This window comes from Phycisphaerae bacterium, from assembly GCA_035384605.1.
Classification (GTDB): Bacteria; Planctomycetota; Phycisphaerae; order UBA1845; family PWPN01; genus JAUCQB01.
In genome coordinates, this window is sequence record DAOOIV010000079.1 from 1 (window position 1) to 26178 (window position 26178).

The window sequence follows — 26178 nt, forward strand, 5'->3', positions numbered from 1 at the left end:
CCTGAACACGAACCAACAGCATACCTCTCGGAGGCTTGCTAGATGATTATCAGCGCAGCAAGAACGTGACCGAGTTCCACGGCCAGCCGTTTGACCTGGTCGTGACCGTGTGTGACAACGCGGCTGCCGCATGTCCGTCGTTCCCGGGTGCCAAATGCCGAGTGCATTGGCCGTTCGAGGATCCTCCCCATTTGCCAGGCGATGATGAGGCGAAACTGGTTGTCTGGCGACGGGTGCGCGACCAGATCCGGGCACGGGTCGGGGAATATCTGCGCGAGCAGGAGAAGGCGGCGATTCAGGGAGGATAAACGTGTCGGACAAGATTATCAGAACCGTGCAGTCGAAGTATGCGGCGGTCGCGGGCAGCGGCCTGTCGAGCCGGCAGGATGGGGTGCGGCAGGTGGCCGAGGCTTTTGGTTACAGTGCAGATGACCTAGCGGCCATCCCGGCCGAGGCGAACATGGGCTTGTCGTGCGGCAACCCGACGGCATTTGCCAGCCTCAAGCCCGGCGAAACCGTGGTCGACCTGGGCTGCGGCGGCGGGTTGGACGTGCTGCTGGCGGCCCCCAAGGTCGGGCCGACAGGCAAAGTCATCGGCATCGACATGACACCGGAGATGATTGAGCTGGCCCGCAAGAACGCGGCTCGATCGGCAGGCGGCAAGATGCCCGCGAATGTCGAGTTTCATCTGGCGACCATTGACCGGCTGCCCTTGCCGGACGCTTCGGTTGATTGCGTGATCAGCAATTGTGTTATCAATCTGGCCCCTGACAAGCGGGCGGTGTTTCGCGAAGTTTCCCGGGTGCTCAAGCCCGGCGGGCGGCTGGCGGTCAGCGATATTGCGCTCAAGAAGCAATTGCCCAAGGCGGTCGCCGAGGATGTGATGGCGTACGTGGGGTGCATCGCCGGGGCGATCCTCATCGCGGATTACGAGGCCGGTTTGCGCGAGTCGGGTTTCGCCCATGTCCAGGTGATCGACAGCGGTGCGGATCTGAACGCATACGCGAAGGTCGAGAATTCATCGGGATGCTGCTCGCCGACACCGAGCCTCCCCGTCGCCAACCAGCCCGCCCGATCGGGTTGTTGCTGCCCGAAGCCCGCTGACTGCGGCTCTGGGGATCTTCACAAGGGAATGGCCCAGTTGCTGAGCCGCTACAACATCAACGATTATGCCGCGAGCGTGAAGGTCTATGCTGTCAAGCCTGGTAATTGATCGAGGCAAGCGGCTGCAAATGCAGGATTTGAATAGCGAACAGGAGCAAGAGCGATGTCAAGTGGACTGACCAAGAAACTGTCCTTCCTGGATCGTTACCTGACGCTGTGGATCTTCTTGGCCATGGGCGTTGGAGTACTCCTGGGTTATTTCTTGCCCGGCGTCGGCGAGTGGATCAGTTCGCTTCGGCCCGAGGGCACGCAGACCAGCATCCCGATTGCCATTGGCCTAATTCTGATGATGTACCCGCCGCTGGCCAAGGTGAAGTACGAGGAATTGGGCGACGTTTTCCGTAACATCAAGATCCTGGGTCTGTCGCTGCTGCAGAACTGGGTCATCGGACCGATCCTGATGTTCCTGCTCGCGATTGTGTTCCTTCGCGGGCAACCGGAATTCATGATCGGTCTGATTATGATCGGTCTGGCGCGCTGCATCGCAATGGTCATTGTCTGGAATGATCTGGCTAAGGGAGATACGGAGTACGCTGCCGGCCTCGTGGCCTTCAACTCGATCTTTCAGGTCCTGTTCTACAGCGTATACGCGTGGCTGTTCATCACTGTCCTGCCGCCGTTGCTGGGACTGCAAGGAGCGGACACATCCGGGATCACTATCGGCCAGATCGCCGAGAGTGTATTCATCTATCTGGGAGTTCCATTCCTGGCCGGCATGCTGACTCGTCTTGTGCTCGTCAAAACCAAGGGCAAGGAGTGGTATCACGGCAGGTTCATTCCGAAGATTTCGCCGATTACGCTGATTGCCCTGCTATTCACCATCGTGGTGATGTTTTCGATGCAGGGTCAGAAGATTATCACCAAGCCCGGTGATGTCCTATTGATCGCCGTGCCGCTCCTGATCTACTTCGTGGTGATGTTCCTAGTCAGTTTCTGGATGGGCAAGAAGGCTGGGGCCGGCTACGCGAAATCCGCAACGCTGTCTTTTACCGCCGCCAGCAACAACTTCGAGCTGGCCATCGCTGTGGCGGTCGGCGTGTTCGGCATCAATCACGGCGCGGCCTTCGCGGCCGTGATCGGCCCGCTGGTCGAGGTGCCCGTGCTGATCAGCCTGGTCAACGTTGCGTTCTACCTGCGGCGTAGATGGTTTGCCCTGGTGCCGCAATCTGCGGCATCGCAAGCCGCAGACTCAAGAACCTGTCCGAAAAGCGACGGGGCCGGGTGGTAAGGCGGCGTCGAGGTCGCCGCAGCGGACGCGACCTGCCGTATTGGTGAGCGAGGAGCGGCAGGTCTCCGACCGTGCCCTACTTCGGCAGCTTGTAGCTCCACATTGCCCGCGCGCCCTTGCGCCATTCTTGCGAAGGCATTCTAACGTTTTCGGCCAGCGCCTTCTGCCCCTCGGGCGTCGACATGGCCTCGATCAGCTTCTCCTTGAACAGCCGCATTTCCCGCTTCTGCGTCTCGGTGGCAAAGCCGTCGCACTGGTAATCCTCCCAGAGAATGCCCGGAATGCCGCCGGACTCATGAACGGCGGTGAACCAGGGGTACAGTGCCGTCAGGCAGTGCATCATGTAGCCCTTTCGCGGTTCGGGCAGATTGTAGTGGATCTGGTACTCGGTTCCGTATCGCTCGTTAATGGCGATGTCGCGCATGTTGTCGAACTGAGGGAAGTACGATGGGATGATGCCCTGCTCGACGGCCATCCGCACGAGCCGGCGCAATTCGCTCGGGGTATACGGCACGGTCGTGTAATCCGAGTGGTAGCGGATCAGGCCGGACTTCTGCAGCATACCGGCGATGGCTGCGCAGCGCCGCTGGCTGTAGTAGACGTGCCGCATGTGTGGGTTGGGGTCGGTGGGATCGATGCCGTCGACCAATACGTTGCCGCCTTCGGTTCGCAGGCAGATGACCGCCTGCGGGATCTCCCTCCTAACCAGGGCCAGCGTGTCACGGTAGTTGCTGACGCGGAGCTCGGTGCGAAACTCATCCAGATCGCAGACGGCCTGGTTCCAGTCGCGGAAGGCATGCTTCGGGTCCGTGTATTCCCACCTGTGCCCGAACCGGTTGGGTGCGCGGTCTTTTTCGGGGTCGATTTCATCGAATGAGCCGAACGAACTGCCCCAGGCCTTGTTCGCCGCCTCGATCGTGCGGTATTTGTTGCGGACCCACTTGCGGAACGCCTTGACAGTCTGGTCGCCCATCGGATGGCGCACGTTCACGTCCTGCCGCATCCAGCCGCGGGTGTCCTCGACGCTGATGGGCACGTCGCCGCGTTCAACCTGCAGATACAGATCGCCCCAGCGATGGAACTGGTAGAGCCAGGCCACGGAGTTGGCGAAAGGCAGCATCGGTTCGGTGAGACTGATGGCCGATTTGCCAAGCGTGTAGCGCTCGATCGGGATCGATTCGCCGGTGATCCACGCGGCGATGTCTCGAACATTTGCCCGGTCGAAGGGGTACGTACCCCAGCCTTCGACCGTCATTCCCTCGCGGCGGGCGACATCGAGCACGTACTTGAAGGCGTCGCCCTGGTAGTTCGATTTCGGATTGCGCATGTCATCGTAGAGCCAGGGCATATTGGTGGGCGCGATGACGTTGATCCCGCAGTCCATCATCTCGCGGAGGCGATCGACGATGTGTTTTTCGGGGAACGGGCCGATTTGAACGTTGGTTCGCATGTCGGCCATGGTCTGCGAGGTGATGATCGGGATGCGGCGCCCGTCGCGAACCATGCAAGTTCCCGGGTTCGGGTTGAATCGCACCTTGAGTGACGTCGCGTCAATCTCGATGGGGATACCGGCCGTCGCGATGGCCACCGGCCCGGTGGCGATGAGCTTGGCCACCACCTGGCTCGTCCATGGGGCCACCTGCAGATGAAGCGTGCCGCCGATGCGGCTCGTTCCGTCCGCCGGTGCCGACAGGTGACAGTCGAACGAACTCATAAACTCCTCGAAGGTGTGGATGAACCGCGTGATTTTGTCGGGATCGCCGCCGTCAACCAGTGTCTTCGTGCCGGGCAGGACAGGGGCCTCGCGGGCTTGGGCCTCGACCGAGAAGGGCATCTCCCAGGCGTACATCTCCGGGCCTTCCCAGATGTTGAGGAAGTCATCCGATGTTTTGTAACAGCGAGCAAACAGCCGAAGCTGCAGCATGTACTCGCCGGGCGAGATGCCGAAGCCCTGCGGGGTGCCGCTCTTGCCTGCCCCCTCCATGTAACCGGGCATGTTGCTGGTCAGATGCAGCCAGATTTCATGGGATTCGCCCGGATAGAGATACTCCAGATCGCGATAATAGAGGTTGTACGCCTGTCCCACGGCAGTGTACTGTCCGTCCTCCTGTTTCTGGAGCAGTTGGGGGTAGAACAAGCACCCGCCGAGGCCCTCCGGGTCGAGGATGGTGTTGCCGGTGTTGGTGTATCGCAGCTTGAACCACACCAGGTCGCCGGCCTCCAGCACGCCCGAGCGCACGAACGGTCTCCGGTTGAAAGGGGGGTACGTTTCGGGCTGGTCGGACATGTCGGCCTTCAGGTTGTGTCGGCCGTTTGGTCGAAGATGTGCGGTAATCGAGCCCAGGTACTCGACATCGAGATCAATTCTGCCGGGCAGGTTGAGATCATGGCAATCGCGCCCTTTTCGACGGGACTCGTCCTCGAAAGCCGTCACCTCGACCGCCAGCGGGAACGCGGGCGCGCCGCCTTCCCATGACAGTTCGTAGGGGATCGGGATGACTTCGTAGGCGGCGGCCTTGCGGGGCACCTCGACTCGCAGGCGGCAGTTGGCCAGCCGGATCTCCTGGCTGTTACTGGGGGTGCTCCGGTATCGTTCCAGTTGGCCGGTGCGATCGGCTTCGCGTTTCAGAGGGTCATAGACGATGCCACCGTCCGGATGGATCGGATACTCAACGACGGGGGCCAGCGGGGGAGGGGCTCCGAGAGCCGCAGGGCCGGGGGTTGTGAGGACAACGATGGCAACGATGGCTGACGTCAAACGGGGCATTCGGATCTTCCTTGGTTGCGAGGTCGTCAGCGGAACGGTTGCCCTGGCCATACAAGCCGCGGGTTGCCCGCTTGAGCGAGTCCCTTTCGGTCCACATGTGTAACGTCTACAATTGCTCCGCACAAGGACGGGGGAAGCGACGTGAGTCAGGACGTCTCGCTGATCACCGAGGATCGATCCATGATTGACGAATGGGACTTGACCGCAACCAACCTGCACCGGGTCTCGAAACGCTGCTATGAGGTCGCGGTTCTGCCGATCGGGGCTATCGAGGCCCACAATCGACATCTGCCCGAAGGGCAGGACTACCGTCACACCACGCACGTGGCCCGGACTGCCAGTAAGATGGCGTGGGATCGTTGTCAGTCGGTGATTTGCTTGCCGACCATTCCGTACGGCGTGGACTGCAACTTGCTGGCCTATCCGCTGACCATCCACGTTTCGCAGGCAACGCTCGATGCGCTGGTCCGGGACATCATCGTCTCGCTGCGCAAGCACGGCATCCACAAGGTGCTGATCCTTAACGGCCACGGCGGCAACGAGTTCATGCCTTTGATCCGCCAGTTGCAGACCGAGATCGACACCCACGTTTTCCTGTGCAACTGGTGGAGGGTCGGCATGGACAAGTACGCGGAGATCTTTGAGGCTCGCGACGATCACGCCGGCGAGATGGAGACGTCGGTGGCAATGGCCCTGTATCCAGAGCTCATTGAAAGGGGCGTGGCAGGCGACGGCGGCGTTCAGCCGTTTCGCTTCGAGGCCATGCGGCAAGGTTGGGTGCTGACCAGCCGTGACTTTGCGAAAATCAACAACCATTGTGCCTCCGGCGACCCGTCGAAGGCCTCGGCCGAGAAGGGCCGTCGGTACCTGGATCTGGTCTGTGGCCGGATCGCAGATTTCCTCGTCGAGGTGGCGGGAGCAGAGATCGACGGCAAGTTCCCGCATGTGCCGTGAAGGCAGACAAGGAGCGTGATTAGAACCTTACGGCCGGATATCGGTGCGGCTTGCGCGCATGTTTCTGGATCGCGGTGCGCTTGGGTTGCGGCCCGCAAAAGGCGGCCCGCCTGAGGCGTTCGGGGGGAATGACGGACACAGGATGGTGACCAGGCAGCAAGGCTGAGGCAAGCAGAGTGAACCGGAAACAGACGGGGCAGCCGCGTGGACTGAACCCAGAACCCCGAGCCCGGACCGCGAAGCCTCGCGCCGGCTCGGTCCTGGAGCATGGAATCGATGATTGACCTTCGAAGCGATACGGTCACCAAGCCCACGGCCGCCATGCGCGAAGCGATGGCTGCGGCGGAGGTTGGTGATGATGTGTTGGGCGATGACCCGACGGTAATTGCCCTGGAGCGGCGGGTGGCCGAGGTTCTGGGTAAGGAGGCGGCCCTCTACATGCCCTCCGGCACGATGACCAACCAGGTGGCGATTCGTGCTCACACGGAGCCCAGCGACGAGATCATCGTGGAGGCGGACGCGCACGTATATTACTTTGAGGGCGGCGCGCCGGCGTCGTTGTCGGGAGTGATGTGCCGGCCGATCCAAGGGCGGCGGGGCATCTTTACCGCTGGTGATGTGCGGGCCGTGTTGAGGCCGCGAAACGTTCACTTTCCGCCGACGCGGCTGATCTGTATCGAAAACACGCACAACCGCGGCGGGGGGAGCATCTGGCCGATTCAAGATATCGCCGACATCGCCGCCTTGGCGCGGGAGGCCGGTTTGCGGATGCACCTGGACGGGGCTCGGTTATGGAACGCCTCGGCGGCTACGGGGATTCCCGAGTGGGAATACGCCGCCCATTTCGACTCGGTGAGCGTCTGCTTCTCGAAGGGTCTCGGGGCCCCCGTGGGCTCGGCCCTGGCCGGTACACGCGAGTTCATCGACCGGGCCAGGCGCTTTCGCAAGCAATGCGGCGGCGGCATGCGGCAAGCCGGAATCGTCGCAGCAGGGGCGCTGTATGCGCTGGAGCACCATCGGCGGCGTCTCGTCGACGATCACGCCAACGCTAAGAGGCTTGCACAGGGCATCGCGGACTGTCCAGGTATCGAGGTCGATCCGGCGACGGTCGAGACGAACATTGTTTTCGTGAGGGTCACCGCCGTGCCGGCCGCAGAGTTGTCCGCGCGACTCAAGGCTGCCGGCGTACTGACCAACGCCGCCGGCGACCGACTGCGGCTGGTTACCCATCTTGGTGTGTCGCGAGAGCAGATCGAGCAGGCTATAGGCGCGTTCCGACACACCATGTCAAGATAGCGATCCGCCTCCAATCCGGTGTCAACCTGACTCCTGCCATTGAGTGATCGCTGCGGAGGCGCGACCCATGCACCCGTCAGGGCGGCCCACTGTTGCCCGTATTATCTTTTTGTTCCCCATTTGATCCTTGAATATGCCTGTGTTTCTGATACAATGGAGCGAGAAAGTATCTGTTCAAGGCGTTGACGGGTGGAGGACAGGTCGAAAGACGGTTCTGCGTGTGGTGATCCGGGCACAACTTGTCGTGCCGTAATCCGCCCTCATGCCGCGCAGCCGTGCGGTTGTTCTCGTCCCACTTGCCGGAGAGAACGTGATGAGAAGCATTGCACATGGCGGCCTGATGTTCATGTGTCTTACGCTGCTTATCATCGGCAGAGGGTGCTCGCCGCATCATCCTGCCGATGACGATGGTTCTAACGATTCCTTCGACTCATATGTTCCCGATCCGGACGTCTACTGCACCCCTCCCGATCCGGACCGTTTGATCCGGCGGAGCCTGCCCGGTGGCCGAACCGTCGAGTTCGCCGTCAATCAGATGATCGTTTTGATGAACGAAGGTACGGAACGCAGCGAGGTCGAGCAGCTTGCGGCCTCGCTGGGAGGGGCCATCATCGGCCAGATGCCGGACATCGATTTCTACCAGATCGAGGTGCCGGCGACGACACAGGCCGAGCTTGATGCCCTCATCGACCAGGTGAAAGCCAACCCCGTCGTGACATCGGCCGGTTACAATGGTGTTCCCCAATTCGACCAAACCTGCCCGGCCCAGAGCGATAACCGGGACATCGCTGCTCAAGACCAGTGTTCGTTCGCCGAGACTGAATACTACCAGGCGGTCACGATGTTCGACTTTTTCCGTCAGCACCTGACGCTATACCCGGTCAGGGTGGGCGTCATTGACTCGGGTGTTGATCCCTCCACGCATGAGTTCGATGATGTGAGCATTCTCTACCTGAATGACATCGCCGGAAGGCCCGAAGACACGCACCCCCACCGACACGGCACAGCAGTAGCGGGGATCATCGCGGCCGACAACGATTTCGTTGGTGTCAACGGCATCGCATCACGGCTTATCGGAGACCGTCTTCGTCTTATCGTCGGCCGCGCGAGCGACGATGCCGGTGTTATCGTTTACACGGGCTTGGCTGCGGCCGCAGGTGCCGACGTCATCAATCTGAGCTTCGGTTGGTCGGAGTCTGACCCGCACATCGAGACCGTGCGGAACATCTGGGTCAGGCTGATGCAACGGCACAGCGGCGCGTTATTCGTTTGCGCGGCAGGGAACGAATCCACGGAGTTGACCGGCCTGAACCACGCTCCAGGCGGCATCGGGTTGTCGAATGTCTTGACTGTGGCCGCAACGGCGCAGTGCAATCCGACCCAGCTCTCAACGATGAGCAACTACGGCATCGCTGTCGACATTGCGGCGCCGGGCGAGAATGTGCCCGTCGTGGCTCCCGACGGGACGTACGTCGGTCGTTCCGGAACATCCTTCTCGGCGCCCATGGTTGCCGCGCTGGCCGCCGTGCTCAAGTCGATCGACCCGACCCTGACGCCGGCCCGGCTCAAGCATCACATCGCGGCGCGTGGGTATCCGCTGGCCGACGGCAGCCCGTTTGGAAGAATCGTTTTCACCACGAGCATTCAGGAGTTGTTGCTGGACATGGGCGTGGGCGATCCGATTCGCTCGTGGATTGATCCGGTTGGGCGTCACCACGCCGAGGCGTCGGGACTGGTGCTCAGTCGGCTCTGCCCGCCCGGCATGTACTTTACCATTGACGGATACGGATTGCATTCCGTTCAGGCCGGCGGCGGAGCGCTGGTTGGAGCGATCGGCGGCCCGGCGGCGCCGCCCGCGTTCTGTATCAACGCGCAAGACGGTGAGGTGTACCTCGAAATCGCCGGCCCGCGCATGGGCCAGTTTGCCCTCGGCTCGTACAGCATCGAGAGGATCGCAATCGGTGGCGGCGTTGCCGGGGTCAGCTTTCAGGATCACGGTTCCATTGATGCCGGCCCGGGAGTTTCAGGGACGCTCACTTTTGAGACGTGTCGTATCGACCAACGCGACCCCTGGGGAAGCAGGCATCCCATGATTGTGTATGTTACAGGAGGTTTTGAAGGTTTTTTAGAGGTGACGCACTCGGACGGCGGTGGTCCCACGCTCAACGAGTTCGAGGGAGGTTTCAATATGCCGCTCGTTGTGAGCCCGAACGCCGGCGACGAGGTATTCGAGTACCTGGAGAACAACTGCGAGGGCGGCATCCCGACCTCGCCGACCGAACCGTGAGCGGTCGATGCAACCGGCGGATCACCCGCGAAGACTCTCCTACTCTACAAGGGGGGAGCGGGAGCGGGTCGCGCTCTCCTGCGAACGCCGGATGCCCCGGGCGGCTTGCCGGTCAATGCTCAGCGAGGCAGCTTCGGACGGCAGGGTCTGCAGGGCCATCCGAACGCCGCAAACCGTTGGAACGCAAGACTTCCTAAGGCGGACCGCCTTTTTCCGGGCCGCAACCCAAACGCTCTTCGATCCAGAAACATGCGCGCAGAATGCGTACCAGTCGCGACGCAAGAGACTAAAGCTTCCAGGCCTTGGCGAAGGCCTTGAAGCTGCGGTCATACGTGCGCTCGGCCTCGGGCGGGAAGCAGCAACCGGGCAGTTGGCGGGATGCCAGGTGGTATTGCAGGCATTCGCAGCAGATACCCTTGCGCTCGCAACCGCCATAGGTGCACGTGCAGTCCTTGAGATTCGTTTTCTGTCGACACTCCATGATCGATTCTCCTCCGCTCGTCATCTCGTCCGGGTAGGCGTGATCGCGAACAGGACGCACTCGGGATGGACGCGTGTTTGTCCGGCGACGCGTCCATCTCGTATTGCCAAACGTCTTGCAGACTACTTCTTCTCCGCCGGCTCACCGATGGGCTTGATCATCACGTACCGGAATTTGATGGGCTTGTGGTCGCCCTGGAGCAGGATCGGGCCGGTCGGGTCGCCATCCTTGATTTTGAGTTCGCCGTACAGGTGCGTCGCCCTGGGGGGCTCATAGTTGTCGATGATCTTCTCCCCGTTCAAGAAGACCGTGATCTTCTTGCCGATCATCGTGGCGTAGACGCTCTGCCACTCGCCGTCCGGTTTGCTGACGTTCCTGGACGGAGCTTTCTGGCCGTAAATTCCGCCGTTGCCCCAATCCCTGGGTTTGTCCGACGGCACGCCATGATCCGCCTGAATCTGGATCTCATACTGGCCGCGGAGAAAGACCCCGCTGTTGCCGTTCTTGGGCACGAGGTACTCGTAATAAATCTCGAAGTCGCCGAACTTCTTCTCGCTGAAGATGTTGGTCCCGTGTTCGCCCTCCTTGAAGTCGCTGACGAGAATACCGTTCTCCACCTTCCAAGAGTTGGGGCGGTTTTCGGGGATCGATTTCCAGCCCTTGAGGTTCTTTCCGTTGAAGAGCTTGATCCAGCCCTTTCCTCGCGGGGCATGCTCCTTGTCAAGATAGGCCGGCTGGGTCGCCGCGGCGTCCTCGCGCTTGGCTTGCCGCTCGCCGGCTTCCTTCTTCTGGCCCTCTGCCGCCAGGACGATCGCCGCCGATAGTGGCAGGGTGCCGATCAACAGGAAGTACTTCACATATCGTTGCATGGTGACACCTCGTTAGCATCCCAAGCCGAGCCGGCCAGTCTCCGCAACAGGTCGTCCGGCCAACGGGCCGATCATGATACTCCGTCGCCGGCGTTGAAAACAGGGGACTCCCGACCTTGGTGGACGGCCAACAGGCCGGTGTGCGGAAATGTGCGGACTTGCCCTAACCACCCCCATGGCCACCCCAAAGCGGGTGATGGGACTTGAACCCACGACATTCACGTTGGCAACGTGACGCTCTACCACTGAGCTACACCCGCGTTCCGGCTCTCATGATACGCGCCGTCGCAGGCTTTTCAACACCTGCCGTTTGCGGATACACGGGCGCTTGGGTGCGCGACAATCCAAGCGAGGGTGCCACGGGCAGGCTCTTGGCGAGGCTTACCTGTTGGCCGTGCTTGCGCGATCGGACAAGTTGCCTGCGGCCTGGGACAGAACCTCCGCCAATTGTGTCACGAATCCGAGGGGAGGCGCGGCCGCCGCTTTGGCCCAATCGCAGCTAGGCGGCTGGTTGGTTCCCAGCATCCCCGACCGGACGCCCCAACCAGGGTTTTCGGCCACCCAGCGAGCCGGGACGGCCCGAGAAGCAGGCTGGATGATCCGTATGTTCTTTATGTGCAGATATTTAAGTCTTCATGGTATGGGCGGATGAATGGCCAGGGACTCACCTCCAACGGCCAAAACGTCGGATGTCGGGATCCGCCGGGCAGCGCGGCAGGATTTGGCGCCACGCGAATGAGACGAGAACTCATGAGCCCCAATGCGTTGGTTCATCCTGCAAGGTTTGCCGGGTGGGGCGGGCAACGGTAACGGCGGTTCCGAGCGGAGGTTGCCCATCTTAACGTCGGGTTGGTTGCGCGAGGGGGCTATGAACCGGCAAGAGACTATAAGAGGCCTGTTTCCCGCACGGCCTTTCTGCCGGATCATAGTCCCGGCCATGAGCCGCTGATCCCGAAGGAGCCCCCAAGTGGGCACCGAATGAACGAGGCCGGCAATGTGAAGATTCCGGCATGGGGTCTTGGCAAGTTCAGGAGCGCGGAATGTGTATATGAGATGTTGAACGGGGAACATAGAAGGTCGGGGTATGGAATCGCGAGGATCATCCGATGCCACAACAGCTCAACTGGGGGCTCATCAGCACAGGGCGGATTTCCGGGACCTTTGCCCGTGGGCTGGCCCATTCGAAGACGGGGAGGCTTCTGGCGGTGGGCAGCCGCACGCAGGAGGCCGCGGACAGGTTTGGCAAGGAGCACAACGTCCTGCGGTGCTACGGCAGCTACGAAGCTCTGTTGGCCGACAAAGACGTGCAGGCGGTTTATGTCTCGACGCCGCACCCGATGCACGCCGAATGGGCGATCAAGGCCGCCGAGGCCGGCAAGCACATCCTTTGTGAGAAACCCATCGGCGTCAATCATGCCGAGGCGACGGCGATCATCGAAGCCGCCCGCAAGCACGACGTCTTCCTCATGGAAGCGTTCATGTACCGCTGCCATCCGCAGACGCACAAGATCATCGAACTGGTTCGGAGCGGAGCCATCGGCGAGGTTCGAGTGGTCCACGCAACGTTCAGCTTTCGAGCGCCTCGCGATGCGAACCCTCGTATCTACGGCAAGGAGCTTGCCGGTGGAGGAATTCTGGACGTCGGCTGTTACTGCACCTCGATGTCCCGACTGATCGCGGGCGTCGCGACGGGCGGGGATTTCGCTGAGCCCATTGAACTTGAGGGCGTAGGCCATCTGGGCCCTACGGGCGTTGACGAGTACGCCTCGGCGGTGCTGAAATTTCCGGGCGAGATCATCGCGAACATCGCTTGCGGGGTCGCGGTTCAGCAGGATAACCACGTTCGCATCTTCGGTACGAAAGGCCACCTGGTTGTGCCTTGGCCCTGGATACCTCAGCGAGAAGGCGGAACCAGCCGCATTTTTCTGCATAAGCCCGATGACAGCGCCCCGCAGGAGATACTCGTCCGGTGCGACGAATGGCTGTATGGGATGGAGGCCGATACGGTGGCTGCCAACATTGAGCGACGGCAGGCGCCACCGCCGGCCATGACTTGGGACGACACCCTGGGCAACATGAAGACCCTCGATCGCTGGCGTGAATCGATCGGGTTGGTCTACGAGTTCGAGAGACGTTGACTGGCACAAGCTTCAGACCCGATCGAAGTCGCGATAGGCGACGAGGACCTGCCTCGAAAGTGCTGCGAGGCGTCATGCCCCGCCACTTGAATCGGCCTCGCTGTCATTCCGCTCACTGTCGCGGTTGTGCTTTCGCCGGCGAGGTCGCGATCCGGCGTTCTTCAGCCGGAATCTCCAGGCACATGAAAGTGGGGTGACCGAAGGAGTCGTCCTTTTCCTCCGGGCTGCGAAAACGACCGTTCCAGAAGATCAACAGTCTCTCGGCTTTCTGGTCCAGGCTGACCGAGTACGACCCGCCGAACACGTAGCCGTACTTCTGCTGGTAATACGGGTGCAGGAAGGCCAGCACCTTGCGAGCATACGTCTGCGTATCCATCTGGATGATCGGCGAGCCGACCTGCCAGGTCTGACCGTGGGCCCCGACGGCGTAATAGAGGTACCGGCCATCCGGGCTCAGGGCCATCGAGGTCGAGTATCGGCCTTCGACCCAGTTCAGTCCGATCAGTTCCGTTCGTTCCTCGTCAGGAAAGAACTTGAACATCACCCCGTCGTAGGTCTGACAGATGAACGAGCCGTCGAGCAGCCGTTGGCGCGTGTACGAGCGGATCCAGGGTTTAAGCTCTTTCCCTGTCTCCGGATGCAGCGGGATCGTCGCCTTGGTGTGGAAGAAAACGTTGCGGCCGGGATCGTAGCCGACGATCCGGCGGGTGTGGGTCTCACTGCCGTAGCAATAGCCGGTTTTCGGGTCGATCAGCGTGCTCCGCAGTTCCCAGGTAACATCGCCGGGCAAGGGGCCGGCGTAGAGCGGACGGCGGGCATGCAGATCGTAGGCGACGTATCCGCCGAGCAACCCAAGGCCGTGAAAAACCCCTCGGGCCGCGTCGGTGGCGTGCATCGGGAAGCTGTCGCCGGGCAGCGGCATGCCCAGGTCCTCCGCCGTGTCGGTACGAACGTTGTAGCGGGCCAGTCGTCCACCGATTTTCGACCGCTCGGCAGGGGGCATGTCTGGGTGCTCGCCCCAGTAGGTGGCCATGTAGATCCAGCCGTCGGGCGTTTCGTCGAGACGGCCATGAAGCTTGCCATGCCCGTAGTCGCCCGGCTTCTGGCCGACGAGCCTCGCCATGTCCAGCACCTGCCGGTGCTTGTGGGTGGCGGGGTCGTACTCGTACAGAAAGCAGTTGGCGTCGATCCCCCGGTGGTCGCCCACGCCGACGTAGAGCTTGCCGTTGGAGGCCACAATCCCCTCGCCCCAACTGCACCACAACCCGCCGGTCTTGCTGTCGCGCCGCGGCAGACCGTTGAGCGTGCTGAAGGTGATCTTCGGCGGCTCCTTGGCCACAGCAAACGCCGGGTTGTCCTTCAGGTCGTCCGGCGGAACCAACATCGCCGGGTCCTGATCAATAACGGGGGCAATCGTCTTCCCCTGGTTGTCCTTGTCCTCTGCTAACGCGAGCGTCAGGTGAAACAACAATAAGACAACCGGCAAACAGCTCTTCATTTCACTCGCACCTCGCTATGAGTATCCACCGCAACCGTCGTCGACCTCGGGAGAGTATCGCCAGACGGGCGACAGTTGTCCCAAAGTCTTCATCGCATACCGAACGCACCGGCGGGATGAATCGGCCGGTTCGTCAAGAGGCCGGTCTTTATGCCGGCAACTGCCGCACAATCTCCACGCTCGCCGAGCAGCCCAGGCGATCGGCACCGGCGGCAATCATGGCCAAGGCTACATCCAGCGTGCGAATGCCGCCAGCGGCTTTGACCTTCATCAATCCGGCGTGAGCGCGAAGCACGCGAACTGCCTCCACCGTGGCTCCCCCTGCCGGGTGGAAGCCGGTCGACGTCTTCACGAAATCGGCTCCAGCCTCGGCGGCACAGCGGCAACCGGCGATGATCTGCCGTTCGGTCAGGACGGCCGTTTCCAGGATCACCTTGAGAACGTTCTGACGCGAGCCGGCGTGAACCGCCTCTGCCACAGCGGCGATATCGTCGCGCACCGAAGACACGTTGCCGTCGATCAGATTGCCGACGCTGATGACCATATCGACCTCGACGGCTCCATCATCGATCGCCCGCCGGGCCTCGTCGGCCTTCACCTCGGAACGGCTTGCCCCCAGCGGAAAGCCCGCCACACTCGCCAGCCGGACCGTCGACGATGCGAGCCGCTCGGCACAGCGGGCCACCCAAACGGGATTGACACACACGGCCGCGAAATGGTGTCGCAAGGCCTCATCGCAGAGTCGATCGATATCAACGGCCGTCGCCTCGGGCTTGAGCAGCGTGTGATCGATCATCGCGGCCAATGCCTGTCGGGTGGTCATCGCGGATTCATCCCAAAGGAGGCCGGTGGCGAGGAGGCTGGTCGGTGTCGAGGCGCAACTGGTATTCTCTGACGTATCCTCTGCGCTGGAAGTGCTTCATAAGCTCCGCGACCGATGAGAACACCCCCGTCGCGGTATTGGTGATGAACGGCGACGGGTCGGTCCGTGACCGCCAGACGACGTAGACCTCGCGCGTCGACTCATAGGCGTGTTGCAGCTCCCGCTCGACGCCGCTGGAAACAGCGGGTCGCCCGTCGGCAAGCTCAGGTATGTAGCTGACAATCATATCCGACTGGTCGATGAGCTTGAAATCGCGAGCGTATATCTGTGCGTCGATGTCAGCGGCCACTGCGTTGACTTCATCGACGCCGAATACCATTCGCCGGTTGTTGGACTCGACGGAGAAGCTCTTCTCCCCGCGTTGCGCCGCCGCCGCCGCCTCGATGAGCAGCCGTTTCTCGTCCAGGTCACCCGGATCAAAGGTGATGAAGTGCTCGGCCAGGACGTCCCGGAAGGAATCGATTTCAGCAAGGATTCGTGGCTCGTCGGTCACGTGGGTCATTGGAAACGAGGGATACACTTTGCGCCGATGCGGTTCGAACATCAGGCGGTACACGCTCTCGGCCGTGTCCCGCTCGATTCCCCTGGCAACGACGAAGAACCGCCCGTGCCCGCGAATCATGCCGGCCATCACCTCGGTCGCCAACACTTCCTCCTCGCGCCAGACGAGGATGTCCTTGAGAGTGTGTACCACTTCGTGCTCGCGGGTCAGGCGCTCGTGGATCGCATCGACATTGTCCACCAGCGTTACGTACAGATCGGCGTCGAGTTCGACCATCTGGTCGTGATCGAAGGCCGGAAAAAGGCCATGGCGCCAGCGGAAGGTGGCGTGAGTGTTGACCAGCAGGTTGTCGGCCTTCTCGGCCAGCCGAAGGATGTCCTTGAAGACCGACCGGCGTAGCAGGTCCAGCCGTGAACGGGGCAGATCGAGGATTCTTCCGGGGGCGACATCGGGGGCCTCGGCGTACATCATCTCGCCAACGTGGCAGACCAGCACATCCTTGCCTCGCTGCCTGGCGATCTGGGCAACCCGCTCGATAAACGGCTTTTTGTCCACGCCCACCTGACCGGTAATGACCGCCCGCACTCCTCCTTGCAGGAAATGACCAAACAACGAGCCGGCTTGGCTGAAACTCATCACACGCTCCCGAATCAAACCGGGTGCATGCTATCTGCCCGAACCACCAGGGTCAAAACCGCCCGTGCGACCGGATGTGCCGACGGGGGCGTCGGCACCACAGCGGGGCCAACGCCCTCGTTGGCCCATCCGGGCCAGAACGATACACTCCTCCCCAAGCCGAGCCGATTGGCAGGACAGGTTCACACAACACCAGCGACGGGGACGTCGGCACCACAACAGGGCCAACGCCTGTTTCCTTACCGCGCAATCTCAGTACCATGAGGTCCGTGAGACGCGACAATACCATGAACGCCCCGGCTTGCGGACCGACCTTCCGCTTTCGATGCCTGCGGTGTGGGTCGGTGTTGGAGGCTCGCATCGCTCAGGTCGGCGAGCGGGCTCGCTGCCCTTCGTGTGACGCGGTCTTTGTTGTCCCTCAGGTGGATCCTCGAACCGGACTGGCGTTGGGAGGCGCGGACCCCGGTCATGACGGCCAGTACCCCGCACCGGTACACGCCTACGCCGCCGCCGGGCATGCCGCTCCGCGAATCGTCCGCCTTCCCGACGACAGCCTGGTGATCGAATGCCCGAATTGCCTACATCGGACAGATATCAAGGCCAACAACTGTCCGGCCTGCGGACGGCCGTTTTTCCCTGGAGGGCAGCGCTGCCTCGCCTGACTTGAAATCGAGTGCCGGCAACGCCCTGGTCCTGGGTATCATCTCGTTGCCGCTGCTGCTGTGTGGAATTGGGGCGATTGTGGGTTTGGCGGCGGTCATCACCGGCCTGTTGACGCTTCGGGACCAGCCCGGCGATCGAGAGAGGCGAGAAGTGACGGTGGGCATCTTTCTGGGCGGGTTGTCGTGCTTGGTCGGACTGGGAGCGGTACTGATCGAGTTGTTCGGCTGAGATGATGGTGGAGTCCTGTGGCTAAGCGCATATGGCTTTTCTCAACATTATCATCGAGTATGAGGGGCCCGTCGTGGATGTCGAGCCGCGTTACTGGGCGGCGCATCAGGCGGCGATTCAGGCGGTCGGTTTTCACGGGCCGCCGCGGTCGGAGTTCTGGAGGCTGTGGCGGACCGGGGCGACCGACTCGCAGTTTGTTCGCTTCGGCCGGCCGGAGAAGGTCGCCGACTACGCCCGCATCCGGGCGGAGACAATCGACAGCACCGATTTGATGGCGCTGGACCAATCCGGACCCAAGGTTGCTGAGAACCTGCGACTGCTCAAGCAGATGGGCTCTTGTCAGCTCGTTTCGCTCAGCCGCAACCGAGAGGGCCTGAACGCTGCGCTCGACCGCCTCGATCTCTGGATGCACTTTGAGAGCAAGCAGTGCCTGCCCGAGGACCGCGACCGGCGCGTCGAGGCCCTCCACAAGCTGGCCGGCGGCATGCGCGTGACGCTCGCGGTCGTCGGCACAGTGCCGATGGCTTATGCCGCAGGTGAGGCCGGCTGCCGAACGGTCGGGTTGAAGAACGGGCCGGCCGTGCCCAGACTGCTTCGTCAGGTGGGCGTGGACGTGTTCTTCGAATCGCTCGACGAACTGACCGACGCTCTGACCACCCGTCACCCGGACCTGCAGAGAATCGGCATTTTCTGAGGCAAGCTCTGATCGCAGTCGGGGTTGATCGCGCTTGGGTCTTTTCCTTACTTGGCACCCGATTAAGTCAGCGAAGCTGCGCGGCGAGACTGGGGCTTTGAAGCATTGGTCCCGTTTCCCGGGAGAGCCGGAACTCGCGCTGGTTCCTAATGGTGATAATCGTAAACTTTGTTTTTTCAAAAGTTTACGTTTCTCGCATTTCTTGCTTGCATTTCGATATTTTTCTGATATATTAATGATATCAAATAGGGCCATTGGCCCGGGAGGAAACAACCATGTCTGCCGAATACCCGCGTCGAACGGTCAATGGATGGGGGATGCTCGGATTCCTGCTTGTTGCCACGCTGGGGCTGGCCGCACTCTTGGTCTACGCGACCGTCGAGGCCGCGAAAGCACCACGGGAGCTCTATGCCTCGGCCGTCGCGTTGCTCGTCGCGTATGTGCTCGGCCTGGGTGTCGTCGCGATTCTCTGGGCCGGTTTCTTCACGTTGCAGCCGAACGAAGGTGCAGTGCTTCTGCTTTTTGGGGCATACCGGGGCACATCGCGCCGAGATGGGTTGCAGTGGGCCAACCCGTTCTATAAGAAACTCAAGATCTCGCTGAGAGCTCGAAACCTCAACGGCGATAAGCTGAAAGTCAACGATCAACGCGGCAATCCCATCGAGATCGCCGCGGTCGTGGTCTGGCGCGTTCAGGACACCGCCCAAGCCTTTTTTGACGTCGATCGGTATGAGAACTACGTATCAGTCCAGAGCGAATCGGCGGTCCGGCACCTGGCCAGTAAGTACCCGTATGATTCATCGGCCGATCACGAACTGTCGCTGCGCGGCAGCATGGACGAGGTTTCTCGTGATCTGCAGGGGGAGCTCCAGGAGAGGCTGTCGAAGGCTGGTGTGGTCGTTGAGGAAGCTCGCCTGAGCCATCTGGCGTATGCCCCGGAGATTGCGGGGGCCATGCTGCGGCGGCAGCAGGCGGAGGCGGTTGTGGCCGCGCGAACGAGGATCGTTGAGGGTGCCGTGGGCATGGTGGAGACGGCGCTGCAGCAGCTCGAGCAGCACAAGACCGTTGAACTGGACGACGAGCGCAAGGCCGCGATGGTCAGCAACCTGCTGGTAGTGCTGTGTGGCGAGCAGGCGGCGCAGCCCGTCGTGAACACGGGTACGCTCTACACCTGATCGAAAACCGGGTTTGGGCTTCAGATTGACAGTCACTCATGGCCGGCAAGAAGAAAGCCATCCTGCTCCGAATCCCGCAAGATTTGTGGGACAGTCTGAATCGTTGGTCGCGTGATGACCTCCGCAGCCTGAACGGTCAGATCGAATTCATTCTGCGAGAGGCCGTCCGCCGCAGGGCGGGAGGACGCACGGGAGAAAGCCCCCGGGACGACCAGGTCTCGGATGGGCCGGATGTCGAGAAGCGTGAACCGGCGTGAATGAGCTGTGCCTTTTTCGGCGACTCATCCACGCGCAGGAGGCAAGCCGCCTGGAAGACTCATGAACAGAATATCAGGAAGACGTCAGCCGACTTCGGGCTCCGCCGTGACCGTAAGGTTGTAGGTGGCGAATTGTTCTACATAGAGCTCAGCTCGCTCCCGGTGGGTAACCAGTAACAGCGCCGCGCCGGTCTTGTGGGCCTCCTCCATGCGTGCGGCGGCTTCCTGCCGGTTCAATCGGGTCAACAGACAGATAACCTCCACAACCCTGTTCATCTCGTTGACATCGTCGTTGTGAAGGATCACCTTCCACGGGGGAAGAACCCGAGGCGGCGACTGCCGGGGTAGTCGCTCTCTTCGAGGTTTCACAGGCACCGCATTGCAGGTGCCTTCGTCGCCTCCCGATTGCTTCTTGTCCTGCTCTGACATGGCTCTCACCACTTTCCACAAAAGCGGCCCTTTTCGTCGGCCCCCAATACCCTCTGACGAGCCAAACCGCCGGGATTATTCAACAACCTGAATCTCTGCCCTCCCTCCTCGCTCGATTATACGCCGGTCCAGAGAGATTTTTCAACACGCAACGGACGACCTCGCATGGGCTGATGAAGCATGCCTACCGCACCATTTTGGCGCGATTTTTCGCACGACCTTGATGTCGCGCCATGCCAGAACGGCATGTCACGGCGCGACTGAATGGCGCCGATGTCGCCCATCCTCGGCTGTGGGGTGAATTACTCCTCCCTGGCCGCCTGGAGCACTTCGGCAACCTGTTCGATCAGATCATTCGGTCGAAACGGCTTCTTAATGAAGCCCTGCACCTGGCTGAGCAAATCGTCGTCCATGCCACCGTGTGCGAAACCGGTGCATATCACAATTGGTACCTTGGCGTCCATCTTCCGGAGGCTCTTGAGTATGTCGCGGCCGGCGGTTCCCGGCATTGTCAGATCGAGCATAATCAACTCGATCTCATCCCGGTAGTGCTCGAATATCTCTAGTGCCAGCAAACCGTGCGTCGCCATCCTCACCTTGTAGCCGGCCCGCTGAAGAGCTTTCTGCGCATAGGTCAGAACCGCCCGGTCGTCGTCCACGATCAATACGCAAGCTCCCTTACCACACGGCACGGCGGCCGGCGGGTTCTCGTCCGCACGATCAGCTTCCTCGGCCTGGGCCTCTCTCTGTGGCAACCGGACCCTCACCGAGGTTCCCTGTCCGACCTTTGATTCAATGGTCACGTGCCCCCCATGGGTTCGCACGATGCCCCGCACAACCGAGAGCCCCAAACCCGTTCCGGCCCCGTCCTGTTTGGTCGTGAAGAAAGGCTCAAACACGCGCCCGATGATATCGGGGGCGATGCCGCACCCCTGGTCCTGCACGCAGATCTCAACAAACATTCCCGGGGTCCAGTCTTGATGCGGACCGCATTCTTCGGGAGTCACCTCGCGCAAGGAGGTGCGGATGGTGATCACGCCTTTGCCATTCATCGCGTCGCGAGCATTGAGACACAGGTTCACGAGTACCTGCCGGAGCTGACTGGCGTCCCCGTCGACGGCATCGCCCGATTCCATCAGACAGGTTTCGATTCTGACCGCGTCGCCAAGAGAGTGACGCAGGAGGGCCTGGGTTTCGCGGACCACCTGATTGCAGGACACGCGGCCGGGAACAAACTGCCGGCTGCTCGACAGCCCGAGAAGCCGCGCGGTCATCTCGCGGGCGCGTTCCGCTTCCTGGCAGATGACGCGAGCGCTGTCGTAGAGATCGGTCCCACGAGGCAGGTCCTGTGTCAGCATTTCGGCGTGACCCAGGATGGCCGTCAGCATGTTGTTGAACTCGTGGGTCAGGCCCGCGACCACTCGCTCCATCGACTCCATCTTCTGAAAAGTCGTAACCTGTCTCTGGAGCTCCTCCATTTCGGTCAGGTCGTGGATCGCAAGGATGATCAGCATGTCCGACCCGTGCGTCGGGGCGAACACGCGGCTGCTGGTGATCAGTCCCGGAAACTCCTTGCCGGCGCGGTCGACGCAGCGCAACGTTCCTTCGTAGAAATAGCCGCCGCTGATGCGCACCAGAAAGTCTTCGGCCCGTTTGCCGCGGTCTTGCGGGGCGACAAGCATCAGCCAGGACTGGTTGATGACCATCTGGGTGAAGTAGTTGAATCGTGCCAGGGCGCGGAGGTTCATGAGTTTGATGATCCCCTCGCTCGTGATGAGGACGATGGGGATTTGAATGCTTTCGAAGACCTGGCGGTAGAAGTCCCGATCAGGAAAAGCGTCATGGAAATCGACGCGTCGGTATTCGGGAAGCGAAAGGCCGTCAAGAATCGCCTCCGTGAGCTGCTCGGAGAGCGCAGGATCGCAAGAAATGCCGAACGGATGGATTCGGCAGTAGCCGCTGGCTCCGCTGACGTAGCCCGTCATCCGTCCCACGAGCGTTCCATAGTGGCTTATCGCGAGAACCCGTCCGGCTTCCAAGGGAGCAGTCTTCTCAAGAGTGATGGGTGGGATGGTGTTGAACGACAGGGTGCTGGTCGGTGCCGGTCGGGCATCAACGAGAACCAAGTCGAAGTAGTCTTTCGGGGTCTTCGCGGAGGGCAGCCCGGGCAGGACAACATACTCGAACGAACGCTGCCGGCAGATTCCCCTGACGACGTCGGCCAACCCCTCGTCCACGGTCAGCAAGAGGACTCTGGTCATGCGTGCAGGATACAACGCCGCATCCTGGTACTCAACGCGATTCGCAGGTTCTCTGTTTTGTCGACCGGGAACTCGCGGGGGCAGGTCGCCGGCCAATGCCGAGCGGGGTTATGGGACGCGTCGGACGGCTGATTCCTTCAGTGCTTGAGGTGGGGGCTTTTCCACTACTAACCCGCGTCTTCTCACAAGTCGATACGTCCTCGGGACTGGCTTGGATACGTCCCGCCAGGGGACCACGGAGGGGCGGGGACGGCGGACACTCCGGGACCACGCTCTACACAGAGTGTTCCCCAACCGATCGGCCGGCACCGCTCTCAGTACCGACACGGAATAAGGATTTCTGTCCGATGCGTTCGTCGACCCGTTCGCGCCGCAAGAGCCGACCACCCCTGCTGACGACCATTCTGGTCGTGGGGGCATTCGTCGGCGTTCAGGTGGCCACGCGCGATCAGCATCCGGAAGCATCCGCGGGAACGGGCCGGTTGCGTCCGCTCGTCGTTTCAAGCCCGCATCCTGGAAGATCAGCCGACACTGCGCAGTTGACTCTCATTGACGCGTTGATCGAAGCGCGCCAAGATCCCCATGACAACGTGATCCAATTCGATCCCAAGGTCTTCAAGTCTTCGGAGCTTTCCATCCGGCTGCCTGAGGCGCTCGTGATCAGTGACGAATCGGGCGGCCATGACCGAATCGACGGCGCATTGCCCGACGGTCTGGTGACGCTGGACAGCTCTGACTGCCCGGACGCCGGCATCATGGTTTCCGGCAAGGCGCAGATCAGCCTGATGAATCTCGCCGTTCGCGGGGGCCGCCTTCGAGGAATCCTGATTTCTGCAAATGCCAGGCTCAATCTGGACAACGTGCTGGTTCGCGACTGTCTGGGGCCGGGTGTGGCGGTTTTCGGCGAAGCCAGAGTTCACATTCGGGGCGGGTCGATCAACACGAACGGCAGTCACGGCGTGGAGGTGCGCGATCGTGCCTTGGCCGATCTTGAGGATGTAAGACTCAGCGGCAACGGCCAATCCGACGTCGCCGGCTTTGATCAGGGAGGAATCTTCGCCGCCGGCTGCCAGATGTCGAGTGCGGCCGACTGGAACGTCGTTCTCAGCGACGAGGCCCAGGCCATTCTGACGCGCTGCGCGCTGTCGCGGGCCCGCTTCGCCAATGCCGACGCCAGCGAAAGGGCCAAGCTTCGGATTGCGGATTCAACCATCGACGAGAGCGAGCGAACAGGCATCTTCGCGACCGGTCAGGCCGTGATCGACCTGACCTCGACGAGGCTGCGTCGCCACAGCAGCCGGTGCATCGAGCTTCAGGATGAAGCCGCCGCCACGATAGAAGCTTCCGCGATGGAGTTTGGCGGGGAATACGGCATGGTGCTTTTCGGGAAGTCGTCCGTCCACGCATCACAAGTGCGCATCACGGATAGCGGCTCTCACGGGGTTTGTCTGCGCCAGCAGGCCCGCGGATGGTTCGACCGCTGCGTTTTCACAGGCAACCGGCGATCCGGGATTGCTTGTCCCGACGCCTACGAAGGCGGGCCGGTTCGGGCCAGCCGGTGCATTTTCTCGGGGAACGGGATGCGGCCGATCTGCCGCGGACCGCTGCATATCAGCCCGCTGGCACCGACGCCCGTTCGCATCGACGGCCCGCAGGTCACGTGCACGGCCGAACCGAATGCCACGGTCGAGCTTTACGCCGATCGGGTGGGCGAGGCGGCTCGATTCCTCAGGACGGTCAGCGCGGATGGCATGGGACGCTTCACAGTAGACTGCCGCGACGTTCCGGCCGGCCATGTCATTACTGCCGCAGCCACGTCCGCGGAATCGACGAGCGAGTTCAACGTCGTTGCCGGGGCCGATTGTGGTCCCATTCTCAGCGCCCTACTGGGAGACACGGGCCCATTGTCCGACAAGGGAGGGCCGATCCGCCCGGAATCGCTGATCAGGCGATGGGAAGCGGACACGCGGCTGATCTTCAATGTGGTCAACCCGCCCAACTCCGCAGTGGAGCGTTACGTCCGATTCCTTGTGGACCGCATCAATGACTGGACGGGGGCGTCCCTGCGATCGGAGCTCGGCATCGGCCAGATGCGACGCCCACCGGCCAATGCGGTGGTTCTGCCCATTCGGTATGTCACGGCCGATTCTCCCGCACTGGTGGGCCGCGGCGGCGCGACCTTCATGAAATGGGATGCCGGCGGTTTGTTCATGCCGCCGATGGAGGTGGTGCTGGCCGTCGGGCAGGATCCGCGGCAGACGTGTCCGCGCGTGCTGGCTCATGAGATCGGGCACACGCTGGGATTGTGCCACGCTCGCGTCGGGCTGCTCTCGCGTATGCAGGGGATCACACCCCCGCCGAAGGACAGCAGCTACCTGAACGATTTCTCGCCGATGATGACATACTACGACGTCCTGGCACTGCAGATTCTGCACGATCGCCGGAACAGCGGTCGGCTGACAGTCGGTCAACTCGTGGAAAAAGGGACGATCTCAACGGACGCCGGCGGAGTTCTCGATAGCGGCACCGTCTCCCGTTAACCTTTCGGCTCGGCTGGGCGGCCAGTCCTGCCGGTCACGCCGGCCAGTCGCCCGTGAAGATCTCGACTGCCGGACCAGTCATGTAGACGTGGTTGTCCGCTTCGCGCCATTCGAGGGTCAGATCGCCTCCGGGGAGATGAGCAATGATCTTGCGGCTGCTGCGTTTGGTCAGGACTCCGGCCACGCATACGGCCGAGGCGCCGGTTCCGCAGGCCTGGGTTGCCCCGCTGCCCCGTTCCCAGGTGAGCATTTTCACCTCGCTCGGGTGGAGCACGTCCACGAAATGAACGTTCGTACGTTCGGGGAAGATGGCGGCGGTCTCGATACGGCGGCCCTCGATTTCCAGGTTCCACCCGGCCGGTCCCCGATTGTTCAGCAGCTTGAGAGGGACCCCGTAAATCACCGCATGCGGATTCCCCATCGAGACGCAGGTCATGAGCGCCTGATGGTCGAGGATCTCGAGCGGGTGGTCGATCATCTGTTCCTGGGTCAGCTTGACGGGCAAATCCTCGGGACGCAGCCGAGGTTCGCCCATATCGACGCAGGCGGAAGCGACCTTGCCGTCTTCGATGTTCAGGCTGACGGTCTTGATTCCCGCGTCGGTCTCGATTCGCAGCGGGTTGTTTCGCGAGAGGCCGTGGTCGTAGACGTACTTGGCCAGACATCGGATGCCGTTGCCGCACATCTGGCCGCGGGAGCCGTCCACGTTGTACATCTCCATTCGCGCGTCGGCCGTTCTTGAGGGGCAGATGAGGATCAGGCCGTCGCTGCCGACGCCGGTGTTACGATCGCTGACCGCCCGAGCAAGCGAGGGAGCGTCGTTCACTCGCTCGTCGAAGCAGTTGACGTAGATGTAGCAGTTGCCCAGGCCGTGCAGTTTCGTGAACTTCATCGCTGTTGCACCGCTGTTGATTCGGTTCCATGGTGGCAGTTGCTCGGCGGCCGCTTCCGGCTTGCGGCCGTGGTGGAAGCATAGCGGATTGCCGATGTCGGATCCAAGGGCAGGTTGGAGTATCCCGCACTCAGGCCGATCAGGGACACAAACGGGGTGGATCGGATGACGGGGAACCGGCCACGGTTTTCCTTAAGTGTTTAATCGATAACGACTTAAGATCTCGGTTGGGTTCGTTTGGCGCGGGGGGCGGTCGGCGGTCGGTGTCCGGCTTTTGGCGCGCGGGGGTCGCTTCGGGATCTGTTGCGGTCTGGCCATGTCGCCAGCCGAGGATCA

At 61.7% G+C, this 26178-nt stretch carries 22 protein-coding genes and 1 tRNA gene; 13 read left to right on the forward strand and 10 right to left on the reverse strand.

What is annotated here, in order from left to right; all coding sequences use genetic code 11:
* Nucleotides 1-35 precede the first annotated feature (35 nt).
* Genes PLL20_15530 through arsB form a run of 3 tightly spaced genes read left to right on the forward strand, consistent with a single transcriptional unit; the run spans nt 36 to nt 2392 of the window.
* Nucleotides 36-308, forward strand: a complete 273-nt coding sequence (locus PLL20_15530) for a hypothetical protein (protein HPD31404.1) — start codon at nt 36-38, stop codon at nt 306-308.
* 2 nt (nt 309-310) lie between these two features.
* Nucleotides 311-1213, forward strand: coding sequence for an arsenite methyltransferase (gene arsM, locus PLL20_15535; GenBank protein HPD31405.1), 903 nt, complete (start codon nt 311-313; stop codon nt 1211-1213).
* Nucleotides 1214-1267: 54 nt separating this feature from the next.
* On the forward strand, nt 1268-2392 hold the full coding sequence (arsB, locus tag PLL20_15540; GenBank protein ID HPD31406.1) for an ACR3 family arsenite efflux transporter: 1125 nt from the start codon (nt 1268-1270) through the stop codon (nt 2390-2392).
* Nucleotides 2393-2468: 76 nt separating this feature from the next.
* On the opposite strand, the gene PLL20_15545 is transcribed toward arsB, so the two are convergent.
* Nucleotides 2469-5159: a beta-galactosidase gene (locus PLL20_15545; protein ID HPD31407.1), complete on the reverse strand. Its 2691-nt coding sequence runs from the start codon at nt 5157-5159 to the stop codon at nt 2469-2471.
* A gap of 141 nt (nt 5160-5300) precedes the next feature.
* Between PLL20_15545 and PLL20_15550 the strand changes: the two genes are divergently transcribed.
* The 3 genes from PLL20_15550 (at nt 5301) to PLL20_15560 (ending at nt 9696) form a co-directional block, all read left to right on the forward strand.
* Nucleotides 5301-6113 (forward strand): creatininase family protein, encoded by an 813-nt coding sequence (locus PLL20_15550; protein ID HPD31408.1) that lies wholly within the window; start codon nt 5301-5303, stop codon nt 6111-6113.
* 276 nt (nt 6114-6389) lie between these two features.
* Nucleotides 6390-7409: a low-specificity L-threonine aldolase gene (ltaE, locus tag PLL20_15555; protein ID HPD31409.1), complete on the forward strand. Its 1020-nt coding sequence runs from the start codon at nt 6390-6392 to the stop codon at nt 7407-7409.
* A 313-nt stretch (nt 7410-7722) separates the two neighbouring features.
* Nucleotides 7723-9696 carry a S8/S53 family peptidase gene (locus tag PLL20_15560; GenBank protein ID HPD31410.1) on the forward strand — a complete coding sequence of 658 codons (1974 nt, stop codon included), beginning with the start codon at nt 7723-7725 and terminating at the stop codon, nt 9694-9696.
* 286 nt (nt 9697-9982) lie between these two features.
* On the opposite strand, the gene PLL20_15565 is transcribed toward PLL20_15560, so the two are convergent.
* The 3 genes from PLL20_15565 to PLL20_15575 all read right to left on the reverse strand — a co-directional run bounded on the left by PLL20_15565 (nt 9983) and on the right by PLL20_15575 (nt 11306).
* The gene (locus PLL20_15565) at nt 9983-10177 is read right to left on the reverse strand and encodes a DUF6485 family protein (protein HPD31411.1); all 195 of its coding nucleotides are present in this window, start codon (nt 10175-10177) and stop codon (nt 9983-9985) included.
* 122 nt (nt 10178-10299) lie between these two features.
* Nucleotides 10300-11046, reverse strand: a complete 747-nt coding sequence (locus PLL20_15570; protein ID HPD31412.1) for a DUF1080 domain-containing protein — start codon at nt 11044-11046, stop codon at nt 10300-10302.
* A gap of 188 nt (nt 11047-11234) precedes the next feature.
* A tRNA-Gly gene (locus PLL20_15575) sits at nt 11235-11306 on the reverse strand.
* 846 nt (nt 11307-12152) lie between these two features.
* Between PLL20_15575 and PLL20_15580 the strand changes: the two genes are divergently transcribed.
* Nucleotides 12153-13184, forward strand: coding sequence for a Gfo/Idh/MocA family oxidoreductase (locus tag PLL20_15580; GenBank protein ID HPD31413.1), 1032 nt, complete (start codon nt 12153-12155; stop codon nt 13182-13184).
* Nucleotides 13185-13296: 112 nt separating this feature from the next.
* Here the strand turns inward: PLL20_15580 and PLL20_15585 are convergent, their stop codons facing one another.
* The 3 genes from PLL20_15585 to PLL20_15595 all read right to left on the reverse strand — a co-directional run bounded on the left by PLL20_15585 (nt 13297) and on the right by PLL20_15595 (nt 16703).
* Nucleotides 13297-14682 (reverse strand): hypothetical protein, encoded by a 1386-nt coding sequence (locus tag PLL20_15585; protein ID HPD31414.1) that lies wholly within the window; start codon nt 14680-14682, stop codon nt 13297-13299.
* A 148-nt stretch (nt 14683-14830) separates the two neighbouring features.
* The gene (gene deoC, locus PLL20_15590) at nt 14831-15505 is read right to left on the reverse strand and encodes a deoxyribose-phosphate aldolase (GenBank protein HPD31415.1); all 675 of its coding nucleotides are present in this window, start codon (nt 15503-15505) and stop codon (nt 14831-14833) included.
* 7 nt (nt 15506-15512) lie between these two features.
* The gene (locus tag PLL20_15595; protein HPD31416.1) at nt 15513-16703 is read right to left on the reverse strand and encodes an AAA family ATPase; all 1191 of its coding nucleotides are present in this window, start codon (nt 16701-16703) and stop codon (nt 15513-15515) included.
* Nucleotides 16704-16972: 269 nt separating this feature from the next.
* Between PLL20_15595 and PLL20_15600 the strand changes: the two genes are divergently transcribed.
* From PLL20_15600 to PLL20_15620, 5 genes are all read left to right on the forward strand, one after another.
* Nucleotides 16973-17365 carry a hypothetical protein gene (locus PLL20_15600; protein HPD31417.1) on the forward strand — a complete coding sequence of 131 codons (393 nt, stop codon included), beginning with the start codon at nt 16973-16975 and terminating at the stop codon, nt 17363-17365.
* Between the two features lies 1 nt (nt 17366).
* The gene (locus PLL20_15605; GenBank protein HPD31418.1) at nt 17367-17594 is read left to right on the forward strand and encodes a hypothetical protein; all 228 of its coding nucleotides are present in this window, start codon (nt 17367-17369) and stop codon (nt 17592-17594) included.
* A gap of 31 nt (nt 17595-17625) precedes the next feature.
* Nucleotides 17626-18288 (forward strand): hypothetical protein, encoded by a 663-nt coding sequence (locus PLL20_15610; protein ID HPD31419.1) that lies wholly within the window; start codon nt 17626-17628, stop codon nt 18286-18288.
* Between the two features lie 275 nt (nt 18289-18563).
* Nucleotides 18564-19463, forward strand: a complete 900-nt coding sequence (locus PLL20_15615; GenBank protein ID HPD31420.1) for an SPFH domain-containing protein — start codon at nt 18564-18566, stop codon at nt 19461-19463.
* Nucleotides 19464-19501: 38 nt separating this feature from the next.
* Nucleotides 19502-19720: a hypothetical protein gene (locus tag PLL20_15620; GenBank protein ID HPD31421.1), complete on the forward strand. Its 219-nt coding sequence runs from the start codon at nt 19502-19504 to the stop codon at nt 19718-19720.
* Nucleotides 19721-19804: 84 nt separating this feature from the next.
* Here PLL20_15620 and PLL20_15625 read toward each other — a convergent pair whose 3' ends face one another.
* Entirely contained in the window at nt 19805-20149 is a 345-nt protein-coding gene (locus tag PLL20_15625; protein HPD31422.1) for an ATP-dependent Clp protease adaptor ClpS, read from the reverse strand.
* 302 nt (nt 20150-20451) lie between these two features.
* The gene (locus PLL20_15630) at nt 20452-22425 is read right to left on the reverse strand and encodes an ATP-binding protein (GenBank protein ID HPD31423.1); all 1974 of its coding nucleotides are present in this window, start codon (nt 22423-22425) and stop codon (nt 20452-20454) included.
* Nucleotides 22426-22757: 332 nt separating this feature from the next.
* Here PLL20_15630 and PLL20_15635 point away from each other — a divergent pair, with 332 nt between their 5' ends.
* Nucleotides 22758-24950 carry a right-handed parallel beta-helix repeat-containing protein gene (locus PLL20_15635; protein HPD31424.1) on the forward strand — a complete coding sequence of 731 codons (2193 nt, stop codon included), beginning with the start codon at nt 22758-22760 and terminating at the stop codon, nt 24948-24950.
* Nucleotides 24951-24984: 34 nt separating this feature from the next.
* Here PLL20_15635 and dapF read toward each other — a convergent pair whose 3' ends face one another.
* Nucleotides 24985-25842 (reverse strand): diaminopimelate epimerase, encoded by an 858-nt coding sequence (gene dapF, locus PLL20_15640; GenBank protein ID HPD31425.1) that lies wholly within the window; start codon nt 25840-25842, stop codon nt 24985-24987.
* Between the last annotated feature and the right edge of the window lie 336 nt (nt 25843-26178).

Bases quoted from the DNA above. Each gene is read 5' to 3' on its own strand.
- arsB (HPD31406.1), top strand. From the start codon at position 1,268: ATGTCAAGTGGACTGACCAAGAAACTGTCCTTCCTGGATCGTTACCTG.
- PLL20_15545 (HPD31407.1), bottom strand. From the start codon at position 5,159: ATGCCCCGTTTGACGTCAGCCATCGTTGCCATCGTTGTCCTCACAACC.
- ltaE (HPD31409.1), top strand. From the start codon at position 6,390: ATGATTGACCTTCGAAGCGATACGGTCACCAAGCCCACGGCCGCCATG.
- PLL20_15560 (HPD31410.1), top strand. From the start codon at position 7,723: ATGAGAAGCATTGCACATGGCGGCCTGATGTTCATGTGTCTTACGCTG.
- PLL20_15565 (HPD31411.1), bottom strand. From the start codon at position 10,177: ATGGAGTGTCGACAGAAAACGAATCTCAAGGACTGCACGTGCACCTAT.
- PLL20_15570 (HPD31412.1), bottom strand. From the start codon at position 11,046: ATGCAACGATATGTGAAGTACTTCCTGTTGATCGGCACCCTGCCACTA.
- PLL20_15580 (HPD31413.1), top strand. From the start codon at position 12,153: ATGCCACAACAGCTCAACTGGGGGCTCATCAGCACAGGGCGGATTTCC.
- PLL20_15585 (HPD31414.1), bottom strand. From the start codon at position 14,682: ATGAAGAGCTGTTTGCCGGTTGTCTTATTGTTGTTTCACCTGACGCTC.
- deoC (HPD31415.1), bottom strand. From the start codon at position 15,505: ATGACCACCCGACAGGCATTGGCCGCGATGATCGATCACACGCTGCTC.
- PLL20_15595 (HPD31416.1), bottom strand. From the start codon at position 16,703: ATGAGTTTCAGCCAAGCCGGCTCGTTGTTTGGTCATTTCCTGCAAGGA.
- PLL20_15610 (HPD31419.1), top strand. From the start codon at position 17,626: ATGGCTTTTCTCAACATTATCATCGAGTATGAGGGGCCCGTCGTGGAT.
- PLL20_15615 (HPD31420.1), top strand. From the start codon at position 18,564: ATGTCTGCCGAATACCCGCGTCGAACGGTCAATGGATGGGGGATGCTC.
- PLL20_15620 (HPD31421.1), top strand. From the start codon at position 19,502: ATGGCCGGCAAGAAGAAAGCCATCCTGCTCCGAATCCCGCAAGATTTG.
- PLL20_15625 (HPD31422.1), bottom strand. From the start codon at position 20,149: ATGTCAGAGCAGGACAAGAAGCAATCGGGAGGCGACGAAGGCACCTGC.
- PLL20_15635 (HPD31424.1), top strand. From the start codon at position 22,758: ATGCGTTCGTCGACCCGTTCGCGCCGCAAGAGCCGACCACCCCTGCTG.
- dapF (HPD31425.1), bottom strand. From the start codon at position 25,842: ATGAAGTTCACGAAACTGCACGGCCTGGGCAACTGCTACATCTACGTC.